16 protein-coding genes are annotated in these 13,593 nt (G+C 43.6%); 3 read left to right on the forward strand and 13 right to left on the reverse strand.

The genetic code is table 11. The features are described 5' to 3' along the window. Positions 1-49 precede the first annotated feature (49 nt). The 3 genes from lptE (at position 50) to secG (ending at position 2,021) form a co-directional block, all read left to right on the forward strand. Positions 50-541: an LPS assembly lipoprotein LptE gene (gene lptE / locus DR864_RS02955; protein WP_114065550.1), complete on the forward strand. Its 492-nt coding sequence runs from the start codon at positions 50-52 to the stop codon at positions 539-541. Positions 542-667: 126 nt separating this feature from the next. Further along, the gene (locus DR864_RS02960) at positions 668-1,486 is read left to right on the forward strand and encodes a DUF8458 domain-containing protein (RefSeq protein ID WP_114065551.1); all 819 of its coding nucleotides are present in this window, start codon (positions 668-670) and stop codon (positions 1,484-1,486) included. A gap of 172 nt (positions 1,487-1,658) precedes the next feature. After that, a complete protein-coding gene (gene secG / locus DR864_RS02965) occupies positions 1,659-2,021 on the forward strand; it encodes a preprotein translocase subunit SecG (protein ID WP_114065552.1) in 363 nt (120 codons plus the stop codon). Between the two features lie 77 nt (positions 2,022-2,098). On the opposite strand, the gene DR864_RS02970 is transcribed toward secG, so the two are convergent. From DR864_RS02970 to carB, 13 genes are all read right to left on the reverse strand, one after another. Further along, entirely contained in the window at positions 2,099-2,482 is a 384-nt protein-coding gene (locus DR864_RS02970; protein WP_114065553.1) for a DUF1801 domain-containing protein, read from the reverse strand. Positions 2,483-2,569: 87 nt separating this feature from the next. After that, positions 2,570-2,944 carry an iron chaperone gene (locus tag DR864_RS02975; protein ID WP_310587559.1) on the reverse strand — a complete coding sequence of 125 codons (375 nt, stop codon included), beginning with the start codon at positions 2,942-2,944 and terminating at the stop codon, positions 2,570-2,572. 18 nt (positions 2,945-2,962) lie between these two features. Next, on the reverse strand, positions 2,963-3,682 hold the full coding sequence (locus DR864_RS02980; protein WP_114065555.1) for a class I SAM-dependent methyltransferase: 720 nt from the start codon (positions 3,680-3,682) through the stop codon (positions 2,963-2,965). Between the two features lie 33 nt (positions 3,683-3,715). Beyond that, positions 3,716-4,375 (reverse strand): GNAT family N-acetyltransferase, encoded by a 660-nt coding sequence (locus DR864_RS02985; protein WP_114065556.1) that lies wholly within the window; start codon positions 4,373-4,375, stop codon positions 3,716-3,718. 75 nt (positions 4,376-4,450) lie between these two features. Further along, positions 4,451-4,819, reverse strand: a complete 369-nt coding sequence (locus DR864_RS02990) for a DoxX family protein (protein ID WP_114065557.1) — start codon at positions 4,817-4,819, stop codon at positions 4,451-4,453. A 50-nt stretch (positions 4,820-4,869) separates the two neighbouring features. Then, on the reverse strand, positions 4,870-5,370 hold the full coding sequence (locus tag DR864_RS02995) for an SRPBCC family protein (protein WP_114065558.1): 501 nt from the start codon (positions 5,368-5,370) through the stop codon (positions 4,870-4,872). Between the two features lie 4 nt (positions 5,371-5,374). Next, the gene (locus DR864_RS03000) at positions 5,375-5,689 is read right to left on the reverse strand and encodes an ArsR/SmtB family transcription factor (protein WP_114065559.1); all 315 of its coding nucleotides are present in this window, start codon (positions 5,687-5,689) and stop codon (positions 5,375-5,377) included. A 406-nt stretch (positions 5,690-6,095) separates the two neighbouring features. After that, positions 6,096-7,322: a lipoprotein N-acyltransferase Lnb domain-containing protein gene (locus DR864_RS03005; protein ID WP_114065560.1), complete on the reverse strand. Its 1,227-nt coding sequence runs from the start codon at positions 7,320-7,322 to the stop codon at positions 6,096-6,098. After that, positions 7,319-7,891: a DinB family protein gene (locus DR864_RS03010; protein ID WP_114065561.1), complete on the reverse strand. Its 573-nt coding sequence runs from the start codon at positions 7,889-7,891 to the stop codon at positions 7,319-7,321. The genes DR864_RS03005 and DR864_RS03010 overlap by 4 nt, the downstream gene beginning before the upstream one ends. Further along, positions 7,872-8,339 (reverse strand): hypothetical protein, encoded by a 468-nt coding sequence (locus tag DR864_RS03015; protein ID WP_114065562.1) that lies wholly within the window; start codon positions 8,337-8,339, stop codon positions 7,872-7,874. Before DR864_RS03015 ends, DR864_RS03010 begins: the two co-directional genes overlap by 20 nt. 96 nt (positions 8,340-8,435) lie before the next feature. Beyond that, positions 8,436-8,828 (reverse strand): DoxX family protein, encoded by a 393-nt coding sequence (locus DR864_RS03020; protein ID WP_114065563.1) that lies wholly within the window; start codon positions 8,826-8,828, stop codon positions 8,436-8,438. Positions 8,829-9,684: 856 nt separating this feature from the next. After that, positions 9,685-10,413 (reverse strand): hypothetical protein, encoded by a 729-nt coding sequence (locus DR864_RS03025; RefSeq protein ID WP_162793526.1) that lies wholly within the window; start codon positions 10,411-10,413, stop codon positions 9,685-9,687. A gap of 168 nt (positions 10,414-10,581) precedes the next feature. Next, positions 10,582-13,410: a carbamoyl-phosphate synthase large subunit gene (gene carB, locus DR864_RS03030; protein WP_114065565.1), complete on the reverse strand. Its 2,829-nt coding sequence runs from the start codon at positions 13,408-13,410 to the stop codon at positions 10,582-10,584. Between the last annotated feature and the right edge of the window lie 183 nt (positions 13,411-13,593).

A 13,593-nucleotide genomic window follows, 5' to 3' on the forward strand; every position in this document is an offset into this window, starting at 1 on the left:
GAAGTGTGGAGTGAGAACGGAGAATCAGAGCGTTTTTAGAAGTTATTTTATGCTACTTGCGCTCCTTGTTTCTCAATTCTTACTGAATTCCTGCGGGATTTACTCTTTCAGTGGCACGTCGCTGTCGCCCGATATTAAGAGCGTGACGGTGGTCAACTTCACGATGGCTACCGCGGGTGGGCCTTCCAACATGGCGTTGCAGTTCAACGAAAAAATGAAGGAATATTACCAGCGAAATACCAGTTTGGCGCTGTTGCCTTCCAACGGTGACATGCAGCTTGAAGGCACGATTACGGGCTATGAGGTGATTCCCGCCGCGCCAACAGCCAACGACCAGGCTGCTCTAAACCGGTTATCTATAACGATACAGGTAAAGTTTACCAATAATAAAGACGAAGAGAAAAACTTTGACCAAAGCTTTAGCTTTTTTAAAGACTTTCCCCAGAATCAGACACTTAACCAAGTAGAAAGTAGGCTCGTACCCCTCATTTTGGATCAACTCGTTCAGGACATCTTCAACAAGTCGGCGGGCGACTGGTAAGTTTTTGTAGAAATCGTTCCTGTTGTCTGTGAATCGTAGTATCTTCGTTACCTAAAAAAATAAAAGTTGTTCGTTTTCCTTCCGACACAGAGGGCCGACGACGGATTGAATTACTGACCCCATTGTATGAATAATCGTTACGTTAAAGAGTCCTTTTCGTACTGGACGGCTCACCCCGACGATACTTCCGAAAGCGATATTTCGCAACTCCAGGAAGCCGCCGGCACTTATCCTTACTGCCAGTCGTTGCATATATTAATTGCCAAAGCAATGGCCGTTCATCATCCTGAGCAAGCCGAGGCGAGCATTCAAAAAGCGGCGGCGTATTCCCTCAGTCGCAATACGTTACGAAAATTAATCCAGAATGAATTTGAATGGTCGCCCAATTTGCGCAGCCGTCAGTTTGAAAATGTATTGATTTGGCCAGGTGATTATCAGAAACCTGCCGCCACTTCGTATTCCAAGCAGGAATGGAAATTGCCTGAATTGCCAAAAATTTCTTTTTTTGATGCGCCAGAAACCCCGCAGCCAAAACCAAGTCTTCCCGAATTACCACCCATAGACGATACTACCTTGCGCGAAAACGCACTACAAACCGAATTGGAACAGATTGAGAGTTCAGTGATAGAAGAAAGCCAACCGGACCAACGTGAGTTGGAGCGTCAGCGTCAGATTCAGATTATTGACAGTTTTATTGAGAATGAAGCCCGCATGGGCCCCATCCGCGCTAACTTCAAAGATTTGTCCAACCAAGAGCAGGAAGACCTGGCCAAAAAACGCAATATGAACTTTTCAAGCGGGGCCGTCAGCGAAGGAATGGCCAAAATTATGGCTAGACAAGGGAAAATTGAACGGGCGATTGAAATCTACGAACAACTAATGTTGAAAAAACCGGAAAAAAAAGCGTACTTTGCCGAAAAAATTAAGGATTTAACAACTGAGTAAAACGTTAAAAGTGTAAAGCGAAAAGTGTAAAGATGAGAGGTAAGGGGGAAACGTTAAGAGAGAAGAAAATTTGTTGAAAACAGAGAATCGGCCTTTAAACGCAAACTGCTTCCTAGAAAACTGAAACTTTGAACCGAAAACTGAAACTGTAGACTCTAAACTGTAAACTACAATGTTCACCGTATTTATTGTAATAATCGCTATCATCGCTGTATTATTGATTTTGATTGTTTTGGTACAAAACTCAAAAGGTGGCGGATTGACGGGCGAATTGGGCGGAATGGGCGCTACGCAAATGTTTGGCGTAAAACGTACCACCGACTTGTTGGAGCAAATTACTTGGGGCTTGGTAGGTGCGTTGGCCTTACTTTGTCTTGTATCTAATTTGTTTATCGGTACTCCCCAAGCCGATGCCGGCATTAACAGCGTAAACGTAGAAAAGGCCAATCAGCGCTCGGTACCTGCCGCGCCTGCCCCTGCCCCCACTACCACTCCTGCGCCTGCACAGCAGCAACCTGCTCCCGCTCAGAAGTAAACAAAACATTTTTTAGCTCAAAAGCCCCGAAATTTTCGGGGCTTTTGTTGTTTTAGGGGGTTAGAACTGTGGGCAAGTTAGGCCGCGGCGGCTGTCACCAGCTCAACTAGGATGCGTTGGAGTTCGGCCCGGTGGGTTTCGACCTCGGTCATGTTTTCAAAATACATCATTCGGCGGTCTTTGTAATCACCTTCCAATAGGGCCGAAGAAATATTGACAATGGCCGCGTGGTGAAATACCAAATGAACCTTTGAGGTCATCCGTAGATTGAAAGTGACCAAGTCAACTCCCGCATAATAACTCGGCGCATTCCATTTGATGCGCTCCCTGAGGGCAGGATGCGCGGCCATGATGATAGCTCTGAGGGCGTTAATTTCGGCCTTGAGCGGATGCTCCAGCAGCTGCATGTATTCGCTTACCTTTTCATCATCTGTTTTTTGGGGAGTGATTGGTTTGGGCATAGTTAATAAAAATAAAGTTGCTTATTAAGCTAAATAGCATACATACAAAGGGTAATGCTTTGGACGCCCTCACACTACAGACTTTTTTTACCCCCCTTTACTCTCTGCTTTTTTCAAATTTTCTTTTACCCTAAACTGCACCATTTGGGTGATGAGGTCAAGGGGGAGCGGTTGGCCTAGCGGAAATTGAACGGTTCCTTTGGATAATTTATACGGGGCCAGCTCATTTTTGAAGGCCTCAATGCCCGATGCCCCCGGATAAAACCCGATGTGGTGCTTGTAGGCCGCAAAATGAACCAAATTCCCTTTGAGGGTAAAGGTCGGAATTCCGTAACTGATTTTTTCTTCGGCGTCGGGGGCGGCGTCTTTTATCGTGGCTCTGAGCTGCTCTAATATTTCCTGCGTCTCGGGCGGGAAGCCTGAAATAAACGCATCAATGTTGCTGATTTTAATGTCGTGCATGGCCATAGGGAGAAGGTGTTAAAGGGTAAAAGTAGGCTTTTTTGCTCGTAAGCACATAAACGCAGGAAATTCGTTCAATTCACGGTAATGTTTGGGGTCAAGTTCTTTGAATTTTTCCACGGGTTTGGGTTCGAGCAGGGTATCTAGCTGGAACCCGTTGATGAGCAGCGGCATAATACAGGCTTCCAACGGCCGCCGAAAACTGTGAATATCGACGGGTTTTCCAAAACCTTTCCACGTACACATGACTGGCTCGGTTTCAAAATAACGCGTAGATTGAAAATAGGTAAACTCAAAAAACGGATGTTCAATAGAAATAACGAGGTATCCGCCGGGTTTCAGAATCCGATAAAATTCTTTTAGGGTCGGGCCCCAGTCTTCTACGTAGTGCAAGGCCAACGCGCAGATAATCAAGTCGAAAGAAGCATCTTGGAGTTGAGGCAGCGGGGTAGATAGGTCATGGACAAAAAAAGTGCCGTTGCCTTTGTTGCGCTCAATGGCCAGTTCTACCATGCGCGGACTAATGTCAAATCCAGTGACAATTGCGCCATTGTCGAGAAATATTTCGGCGTATTTTCCTGGGCCACAAGCGGCATCAAGAATGTGTTGGCCCTTCATTTCTGGAATCAGCGAAAGCGTGTTGGGGCGGTCGTAGTAAGCGTTGTGGGGTTTATGGTCAATGAGCGCGTTGTAGCGCTCGGCCAATGATTCGTAGGCTTCAATGATTTTTTGTTTCATGGCTTTTTTGGGTTATTTATCAGAATCTCAACTTCATTGAATGTATTCCTGAAACGAAACTCCTTCGAGCGGCCAAACCATCAACACACTACAATTTCCCGCCGTGGGGTCGTCAAGGTAATGATAAATAGGCTGTACCCACTCAAACCCCGCTTTGCGCTGAGGCGTGATGGTGGGGTCGGTGAGTTCATTGTTTTTTAGTTTTTCGCAATAGGTTTCAATGGAAAACTGGTCTTTATAACGGGCATACCCAATCGTCATGCCCACGAGGATTTGCCCCTTCATATCCAACGATTTAACCAATTCTTGCTGCGTGTTGTATAATTCTGTAGAAAGTTTCTGTCCCCGATACGCGGGCAACACCCCAATGTCAAACTGGTACAGCCATTCTCCGTTGGGGATATGGGAGTTGGTAATCCATAGATTATCAGTGACTTCCATAAAAGTGTGGTCGAGTTTTGGGAACGAAATTCTCAGGGTACTTGACGACGCAATGACTTTGTCGTGGTCGGTAATGACGAGTTGCCCCTCGGGAAAAATGCGGATGTGATTGGCAAAATGTGCCTTTGTCAACAGCTCATGCGAAGCAAGGGTGGGGAAACAAATCCGTTGTACTTCTTCCATTTGCTCGGCATCGGCGGGAGTAGCCGTGCGGAGCGTGTATTTCCCATCCTTTGTTTTTTTGTGTATCATTGACCGTTGGAATTTTACCAAAAAACCATACTACTTTCGATAAAATAAACGGGCACGAAAACGGATAATTTATCTTCAGACGGTTTTTTTTGTTTGGTGCCAAAGGTAATGGGAAAGAAATAGAAAGGCAATGGGCAAGACCATAAAGGTAATTTGTGGCTGGAATCCTTCTTTGGAGATGATTGAATAGGCCGCCCCAATCAAATCAAAAAACAATCCTGCATACGCCCATTCTTTGATACGATTAAAGTTGGGGATAAGGATGGCCACCACTCCCAATGCTTTGGCGACCCCTAAAAAAGGTATGATGTATTTGGGGTAGCCCAAACCCGTTACCATCGTGACGGCTTCGGGTACAAGGAGAATGTCAGGAATGGCGGAAAACAACATAAATGCCCCGAAAATCGCAGTAATCACCCAATAAGCAATATTTATTTTTTTCATTTTTGAGGTTGAATAAGTGGGGAGGTCCGTTAAGACACTCCCCAAAGAGGTTAAGAAAGAGTGGCCAAAACTTCATCTAATCCTTCCATGGCCATCGTCAACCCTTCTTTGAAGCCCATTTGGATGGTTGCTTCGAGTTGAGCTAAGTCATTGTAGGTGATTAGAATCGTTACGAGAGTAGCATCGCCGTTATCTTGAAAAATATTTGTCCATTTTGATTGCGGTAGTTCGGTATTAACGTTTCCCTCAGCATCCGAAAAACCGTCTGTTCCGCTAAAACTTTCTTTGGGTTGGATGGTTCGGTAGCTAGTAAATCCCCAATGCTCCTCGCCCTCAGGCCCGATCATCGCATAAAGCCAATGCCCACCTTCTCGGAAATCCATCGTTTTGGTGCGGGCTTTCCAAGGTTTGGGTGCCCACCACTGGTCAAGGATTTCACTTTGGGTGAAGGCATCCCACACCAACGGAAGTTGGGCGGAAAATTCTCTTTTTACCGTGATTGAATTAGTCGCTTTGTCGACGGTAAAGTCCATTAATAAGGCATTTTTCATGGTTTTATTTGTTTTTTAGGTTCAATAATACGTTGTCAAGCTGGCTAAAGCGGTCTTCCCAAAGGGCTCTGAATTTTTCGAGCCACTGGTCTATTTCTTTCATTTTAGTAGGATTGAAGTGATAATAAATTTCCCGTCCCGACTGTTCCTGTCGGACCAATTCGCACTCGGTCAGGATTTTAATGTGCTTAGAAACCGCCTGTCGGCTCGTGTCAAAATGCTCCGCAAGGGCATTGGGGGTCATGGCCTGTAAGGCAATGAGGGCAATGATGGCCCTCCGGGTGGGGTCGGCAATGGCCTGAAATACGTCTCTTCTCATTACGTCTCTAAATTATTGTGCAACTAATCGGTTGCAAATATAAGTGCAACTAATCGGTTGCGCAAATATTTTTTCATTTTTTTTGTTAAAATCAAAAATGAAGGAGGATGAGGAGGTGTAAAAAAAGGAGTTAGTTTTGGGTATTCAATTAAAAATCAGGTACTTTATCTTGAAGTATTGGAGAAACTTAAATAGTAAAGAACATGACAGCAGTATGGATTTTGGTCGGTATTCTTCTTCTTTGTTATGGCGGTAAAGAGCTGCGGAACAGTGAGCCTAACTGGTCCAGAGCGATTAAAATGGTTATTTTCTGGCCTTTTTCGTTGTTATTCAAGGGGTCATCCAAAGGGTGATTTTAACGCAAGTTGAAATCGTATCATTTGTTGATTTTTTCAATTTTGCTAAATCATAGACCTTTGATACTTTGGGCTGTTTTAATTTTATTGGACGAGGCTTTTGAAAACCAATAATTCGCAAAACACCTTATGAGTAATGTAAAGCAGATGAGAAGGTAGGCATTGTTGAGGCGTTGGGGTAAAATAGTCCAAAAAACAAGGACTAGTGCCAATAACAAACCATTTACGAGGCTCATTTTCAGAAATATGGGGCTACGTTTTTTTGAAAAAAGTAGAAAGGATACTACGAGATTGAATGGGTTTGCCCAAAGAATATTCAGATTAATCTGTGAATGATGGGTGGTAAAAAACCATAAAAAAAGGAGGAGCAAGCCCACCGCACCAGAAGTCAAAAATAAAGTAAAATCAAACAGTCGCGCAAATAAAGTTTTGTGAAGAGCAGGAAGGCTCAAAAGGCATGATAAGACCAGAACGAAACCGAAAATGGCTTTTGGGCTAAATTGATGATTTGGGGGAGATGCATTATTGAGTGCCTGAAATAAAACGACTTTTTCTTTTACCAAAGGCTCCCATGTTCCGTTTGACCGTATTTTGGCTTCATCGTAGTTCCACATCAAATAATCGGGTAAAAACTTAAATTGATCTGCCGTTATTTTTTTATCCATGTCGATACCCAGACATGTCTCAATTCCTAATTCTCCCCAAGGGTTTTGCAACAAATAACCGTGCGTTAATTGTCGAATCGACGTACCAGTGGTATTGTGTTTTTGGGCGATGCTCTCGGGAGAGAATTTTATGTTTTCTCCCAACACTTTTTTTAAAGCGGCGTCAATACGGTTAGAGCAATTGTCGTAAAAATAATCATATCGGTACACGCTGTTTTGAGGCAGGGCATTGTTCTCTAAATAACCAAATAGAGCATTCTTTTGGTTATGATTGAGGTTTAGTACTTGTTGTGTAACAGTACGGTTTTCATAAACGGTCCATGAATAAAACGCTCGATAGAAGGGAGCAGTGGAAAGCCAAAAATTCAATTCCCCTTTGGTGAATCTCAGATAAAAACCTTTGTTAAAACTAAATGTACCGTAATTATAGATGTTGTCGATGCCCAAGTCAGGGTCAGAAATCCGTAATGCGCTATGACCAAAGGCGGTAAAGACTTCTTGGCCTGACCCTACGGTGATGAGGCTGATGCTTGAATTGGTGGTGAGTTGTGGGAAGGCCACTTGGGAAGCAAACAGAAAAACCCCAAGAAAGAGACGTACTTTTAGACTCATTGGTGGTTGTCTTTTTCAAGAAATTCATCAATCCTTTGCTTCTGTCTCTCGTGATGACGAAAATGCATTTCCGCAAATTGAAACCATTCTTTTGCGCTGAAATAGCCTAATCCTGGGTGTTTTGTTTTGCCATTGTATGTACTTTCTGAAATCAATCTTCCAACTGCATAGAGTTCTTCTTTCAAACTCAAGAGGTCACTCAGGAGTTTTTCCTTCGAATCAGGTTGTGGGATGGAGGCGTTTGAAGGGGCTCCTTCAATTTGTACATCAGGAAAAGCGTTTTGTATAAACATGGTTATTGCTTCAGGTACAGCTTCTTGCAGGGTGTTTTTATTGGTGGATACACAAATTTTTATTTGTTCAATATAAAAACGGGTATCCTCGATAAGGTGCCCATATAGCTGCCCAAGCGACCAATGGGTTGGCGAAGGTTTGTTGCATAATTGGCTAAAGGTGTAGCCTTCCAGCGCTTTAATCCATCGGTCTATGGTAGGGCTAAAATCATCCGTCGACCTAGAGAAATTTGTTGGGTGGGCGTAATCAGGCTTGTTACTTCTTGACCCTAACATATTTTTCGATATTGATTCGGTCAACACCCGCGCCAGCCACTTTCTCCACGCCGTACTGGACGAGGGTATCATTTTTTATGCTGATGGCAAACGTAAATGCGTTCCGCTCCCAATCCCTGGCGCTGCAATAGTCCAACTGCTCGGTATATGTACTGTCGACGAGGGTATAACTGCCCCCGCCCGCCGAAAAAACGGCCATCGAGTCTTTTCCTTGATTCAAATCATGGTGTAAAAATGCGAAATGGCTATCGTTAATGATTTTAATAAACGAGGTATTTTGGGTATAATCCGTAACGGCCGTATCGCCTTTTTCAATGAGGGTGCCCGTCAGCAGCTTCCACGTGCCAATGAGGGGCGGAGAGGAAGATTTCTTGGAGTTATCAGTGGTTTCGGCTACGCACGACATCAAAATGACGCAAAGGAAGAGACAAGGAATGATGATTTTCATGAGAAACTGGTTGATAATAAAGGGTTTATGATTGGCGCTTTTGGGGTTTTCGTTACCCTTGCGCCAAAGATAAGGAGATTGGCAGCGATAATACCGTTAGCGGTTATTTTTGAGTAATCCGTTGGGAAATATAATTGTGAGCAGCACAACAATCAGCAGAAAATTAAATTCTACACCGTTGCGGCCACCGCCTACGACAAACCAGCCTTCTTTGAAATGTACAAATACAATACCCATCACCAGAATAAAAATGGTAATCCACGCGGCCCACTTGGTGTATTTTTGGAAGAGAAAACAAAACGCAAACACGACATGCGACCCTTTGATGGACCACGCAATCGGAACACCCAGCGGGGCAAACCCAATCTGATTAAGGTACAAATTGCCAAAGTCATTGACTCCGTTGTTAAACATTCCTGGAATACTGTGCATAACTAAAATAATAGCGACTGCCAACCGAAGCAAAAAAGTACCGTTAGATGGATTCATGGACTGAAAACGGGGTTGAAATTGGCGGGTAATTTAGTGAAAAACAAAGAACGTTTGCTAGATTTTTTGTGTAATACAATCTATCACTTTGGACAGTACCCATCATCGTGGTCAGTGTCTTTCAAACTACTAAACAGCCTTAAAGCGTCTTAAGTCCTCTATTTTATGTAATCCTGACGAGTGATTTAGCCCATTTTAGTAAGAGGCGAATACTTTTGAAGTTTTATAAAGCCTTCTTAGTGACGATTAACCACAATTGCGTCCAAAACGAGTGAGTTCAACTTTGCTGAGCATGGAGGGGAGCATTATGTTCAAAATCTAATATTCAATTTAATCGGTCGACTCGGACGTATTTCTAAACTCAAATACAATGAATAGATGAACCAAGAAGCTCTTTTTTGGCTCGAGGGCCTTTTGATTTTCTCTATAATTTTGGGGGCTCTTGCTCTAGTTTTATGGAAATTAATTTCATTTTGTAAAGTTATATAAATTCGACTTCTTAAATTCTTATCAAAATGGCGCTAACAATTCCATCGCTGTGTTTCAAAATTAGTTTTTGATGGTAAAAAATAAGTTCTATGGAGACACAGACCAAGGGGTTGAGACACCGACCACGGGTTAGTTTTTGGTGGTAAAAAATAAGGTCTGTGGAGACACCTAAAGTATATACACAAATAAGGTTTGACAATTTTCACCCAATTTTATTTGGCAACCTGCGTCATAATCGCCCAAAATAGGCAGATATGGAGTAGTAAATACTTATTATTTAGTGCTGAATAGTATCAAATTCGGCTAAAAAAATGTGTATATACTTTAGGTGGAGACACAGACCAAGGGGTTAGTAAGGGTAGATTAATCATCGATGATAACAAATCCCTTGTGGGGTTTGTGTGGTGTAAAAGTTAAGATATAATTCACAGATTTGTTTGGTAAAAGCAGTTGAATTGGTAGGCTCAATTTCTTTTAGACTCATATTGCTGAAAACAACAGACTTTTGGTTTTTATCAAGTACCCATGTGTAAATCAACGAATTAGCTTTGATAGGAGTTGGTATGTAAGCCCCTAAGGTGAGCAGTCCTACTCCTAATCCTTTCCAACTTTGACTACGATAATTGGATTTAGTTCTCGTAAATCCCTTATGGTATGAGATAATTAATTGATCAATATTGTGTTCAGTAAAGACTTTATAAATCGTTTCGGAGATGACGTAATTGCCTGCTACTACCTGCTTTTGTTTTTTGCTTTTGGCATGATTGAGTTTTTCTCCTAAGGAAAATATTTCCTGATAGATAATTTTTTGTGTATTAACATCAATTTCAATGTGTGTAGGTACTTTGTCAGTACCAGTCATTTCAGCGGTATTACTGAATAATTGATCAGTGGTTTGTGATGATAAAGTAGAATCATAAATCATATTATTTTTTTCTCCAATTGTACTAATTAGGGATATTGGTTTTAAAATACCTATATTTTTTTTATTACTATTATCATAAGACTCATTTGAGTATTTAAATCCTGCACAACTACATAAGTATAAAATACAAAAAAGAAAAACTGCGTTAAATGTGATTTTACAATAGGTCATTTGATGGTCGTATTTTTCAGCTAATTATTATGATAATGTATTGATTAATTCTTGTACAAGTATTTTTTTAGTAAAAAAATCGTTCTGCAATACTAAAAAAAATCCCTCATTTACTCCATACGAAACAGAGCAAATGAGGGAAATAGTTATCAAACGGTGCGAGGCCGTTTAGCGGCTCAAATACAGATTCCGCTCGCCGTATATTTTTTGGAAGAAATCGTCTTCTAGGCTATCTATGAAATAAATGCCTTCTCCTGTAGACTTCATCTCTGGCCCTAATTCTTTGTTTACGTTCGGGAATTTGTTGAACGAGAACACTGGAATCTTGATGGCCCAACCTTTCTTGACGGGTTTGAAGTCGATGTCTTTCACTTTCTTGTCGCCGAGCATGAACTTCGTCGCGTAGTTTACGTACGGTTCTTGGTAGGCTTTGCAGATAAACGGCACCGTGCGGGAGGCGCGTGGGTTGGCTTCAATCACATAAACTACGCCATTTTTGACCGCAAACTGCATGTTAATCAACCCTTTCACCTTCATCGCTTTGGCTACTTTTACCGTAATTTCTTCAATTTGACGGATTTCGTCGGGCGTCAAATCAAACGGTGGGAGGGTAGCGTGTGAGTCGCCTGAGTGGATACCAGCGGGCTCGATGTGCTCCATTACCCCGATGATGTACGCATCCTCTCCGTCGCAAATCGCGTCAGATTCGGCTTCGATGGCGTTTTCGAGGTAGTGGTCGAGGAGGATATTGTTGTCAGGAATATCGTTCAGGATTTTCACCACGTGTTGCTCTAATTCCTGCTCGTTGATGACAATCTTCATGCTCTGTCCACCCAATACGTAGCTCGGACGAACCAACAGCGGGAAGCCTAATTTCTTGCCGATTTCGGCGGCAGCATCGGCCGTGCGTACGGTGTCAAACTGCGGATAGGGAATGTCTAAGTCGCGCAACAGGGCCGAGAAACGACCGCGATCTTCGGCCAAATCGAGCGTATCAAAGCTGCTACCGATGATTTTGATGCCGTACTGATGGAGTTTTTCAGCGATTTTTAGGGCCGTTTGTCCACCCAATTGCACAATCACGCCTTCGGGCTTTTCGTGCTGGATAATGGCGTGAACGTGTTCCCAGAAAACGGGTTCAAAGTATAATTTATCCGAAATATCGGGGTCGGTCGACACCGTTTCGGGGTTACAATTGATCATAATGGTTTCGTAACCAGCCTCTTTGGCCGCCAACACCCCGTGTACGCATGAGTAATCAAACTCGATTCCTTGTCCGATACGGTTAGGCCCAGAACCCAACACGACCACTTTTTTGCGGTCCGATGGGATAGATTCGTTGTCTGGATTATCGGCTGATATACAGAATGTTGAGTAGTAATAAGGCGTTTTGGCTTCAAACTCAGCCGCGCAAGTATCTACACATTTGTACACGCGCTTGATATTGAGTTCTTGACGACGTTTGTAAACCTTACTTTCTTTGACGCCCAACAGGTGCGCAATCTGACGGTCGGCGTAGCCTTTTTGCTTGGCTAACAGCAGGAGGTGCGCGGGCAGGTCTTCCAAATCAAATTTTTGGATTTCTTTTTCCAGTTCCACCAATTCTTCAATTTGGTGCAGGAACCACGCGTCGATTTTGGTAAGGTTCTGGATGGTTTTGAACGACAAACCGATTTTGAACGCGTCGTAGATGTGGAACATGCGGTTCCAGCTCGGATGCGCCAAACTTTGCTTGATGGCGGCCACGTCGGTCAATTCTTTGCCGTCGGCGCCGAGACCGTTGCGGCGTATTTCGAGCGACTGACAGGCTTTCTGCAACGCCTCTTGGAAGTTGCGCCCGATGCCCATCGCTTCACCCACTGACTTCATTTGGAGGCCCAACGAACGGTCAGCGCCGGGGAATTTATCAAAATTCCAGCGGGGAACTTTTACGATAACGTAGTCGATGGTTGGTTCAAAAAACGCCGATGTGCTACCCGTAATGGGGTTGATGAGTTCATCAAGATTGTAGCCAATGGCCATTTTCGCGGAAATCTTCGCAATCGGATAACCCGTGGCTTTAGAGGCAAGCGCCGAAGAGCGAGATACGCGCGGGTTGATTTCGATGACAATGATGTCGTCGGTTTCGGGGTTGACCGAAAACTGAATGTTGCAACCACCCGCAAATTTACCGATACCGTTCATGGTCAAAATGGCAAGGTCGCGCATTTTTTGGTAGAGCGTATCGGGCAGGGTCATGGCGGGGGCCACGGTGATGCTGTCGCCGGTGTGGATACCCATCGGGTCGAAGTTCTCAATGGAACAGACGATGATGAGGTTGCCGTTGCCGTCGCGGAGCAATTCGAGTTCGTATTCTTTCCAGCCCATTACGCTTTGCTCAACCAATACTTCATGTACAGGTGAGGCAATGAGGCCGTGTTGGAGTGCTTTGTCAAATTCTTCGGCCGTATTCACAAAACCGCCACCCGTTCCGCCGAGCGTGTATGAAGGACGAATAACGAGCGGGAAGCCGATTTCTTGGGCAATTTCTTTTCCTTCCAAAAATGATTTAGCGGTGCGACCTTTACACACTCCCGCGCCCAATTCAATCATTTTGAGACGGAATTTTTCGCGATCTTCGGTGGTTTCGATGGCTTTGATGTCCACCCCGATGATTTGCACGCCGTATTTTTTCCAAATACCTGCCTTGTCGCAATCAATGGCTAAATTTAACGCCGTCTGACCACCCATGGTTGGCAAAACGGCGTCGACTTTATGTTTTTCTAAGATTTCAACAATGTACTTTTTCTCTAATGGCTTGAGGTACACATGATCGGCGTTGATGGGGTCGGTCATGATGGTCGCCGGATTGGAATTTATCAGAATGACCTCAATTCCTTCTTCTCTCAATGACCGGGCGGCTTGCGAGCCGGAGTAATCAAATTCACATGCTTGACCGATGATAATGGGACCGGAACCAATAATGAGGACAGAGTTGATGTTTGGATTTTTTGGCATTTTTTTGAGGAAAAGTTATCAGTTATCTGTTATTCGTCGCTCGCTTTGACCTTTTCAGATACCCTAAAAGGGATATTTCTGACAAATGGGGCGCGTCTAACTTTTAACTTTTGCAACAGGGTTGCTGCAAAAATTGCACAAAATTAGGGGATGAAATGTTTTTTGAGGCATTAAACCTTGAAA

It is taken from the genome of Runella rosea, assembly GCF_003325355.1.
GTDB classification, from domain to species: Bacteria; Bacteroidota; Bacteroidia; order Cytophagales; family Spirosomataceae; genus Runella; species Runella rosea.

What these genes read in the sequence shown, in the direction of transcription:
- DR864_RS03005 (WP_114065560.1), bottom strand. Translation starts at nt 7,322, where the DNA reads ATGAGTCTAAAAGTACGTCTCTTTCTTGGGGTTTTTCTGTTTGCTTCC.
- secG (WP_114065552.1), top strand. Translation starts at nt 1,659, where the DNA reads ATGTTCACCGTATTTATTGTAATAATCGCTATCATCGCTGTATTATTG.
- lptE (WP_114065550.1), top strand. Translation starts at nt 50, where the DNA reads ATGCTACTTGCGCTCCTTGTTTCTCAATTCTTACTGAATTCCTGCGGG.
- DR864_RS02960 (WP_114065551.1), top strand. Translation starts at nt 668, where the DNA reads ATGAATAATCGTTACGTTAAAGAGTCCTTTTCGTACTGGACGGCTCAC.
- DR864_RS02995 (WP_114065558.1), bottom strand. Translation starts at nt 5,370, where the DNA reads ATGAAAAATGCCTTATTAATGGACTTTACCGTCGACAAAGCGACTAAT.
- DR864_RS02985 (WP_114065556.1), bottom strand. Translation starts at nt 4,375, where the DNA reads ATGATACACAAAAAAACAAAGGATGGGAAATACACGCTCCGCACGGCT.
- DR864_RS02970 (WP_114065553.1), bottom strand. Translation starts at nt 2,482, where the DNA reads ATGCCCAAACCAATCACTCCCCAAAAAACAGATGATGAAAAGGTAAGC.
- DR864_RS03025 (WP_162793526.1), bottom strand. Translation starts at nt 10,413, where the DNA reads ATGACCTATTGTAAAATCACATTTAACGCAGTTTTTCTTTTTTGTATT.
- DR864_RS03000 (WP_114065559.1), bottom strand. Translation starts at nt 5,689, where the DNA reads ATGAGAAGAGACGTATTTCAGGCCATTGCCGACCCCACCCGGAGGGCC.
- DR864_RS03010 (WP_114065561.1), bottom strand. Translation starts at nt 7,891, where the DNA reads ATGTTAGGGTCAAGAAGTAACAAGCCTGATTACGCCCACCCAACAAAT.
- DR864_RS03020 (WP_114065563.1), bottom strand. Translation starts at nt 8,828, where the DNA reads ATGAATCCATCTAACGGTACTTTTTTGCTTCGGTTGGCAGTCGCTATT.
- DR864_RS02990 (WP_114065557.1), bottom strand. Translation starts at nt 4,819, where the DNA reads ATGAAAAAAATAAATATTGCTTATTGGGTGATTACTGCGATTTTCGGG.
- DR864_RS02975 (WP_310587559.1), bottom strand. Translation starts at nt 2,944, where the DNA reads ATGCACGACATTAAAATCAGCAACATTGATGCGTTTATTTCAGGCTTC.
- DR864_RS02980 (WP_114065555.1), bottom strand. Translation starts at nt 3,682, where the DNA reads ATGAAACAAAAAATCATTGAAGCCTACGAATCATTGGCCGAGCGCTAC.
- DR864_RS03015 (WP_114065562.1), bottom strand. Translation starts at nt 8,339, where the DNA reads ATGAAAATCATCATTCCTTGTCTCTTCCTTTGCGTCATTTTGATGTCG.
- carB (WP_114065565.1), bottom strand. Translation starts at nt 13,410, where the DNA reads ATGCCAAAAAATCCAAACATCAACTCTGTCCTCATTATTGGTTCCGGT.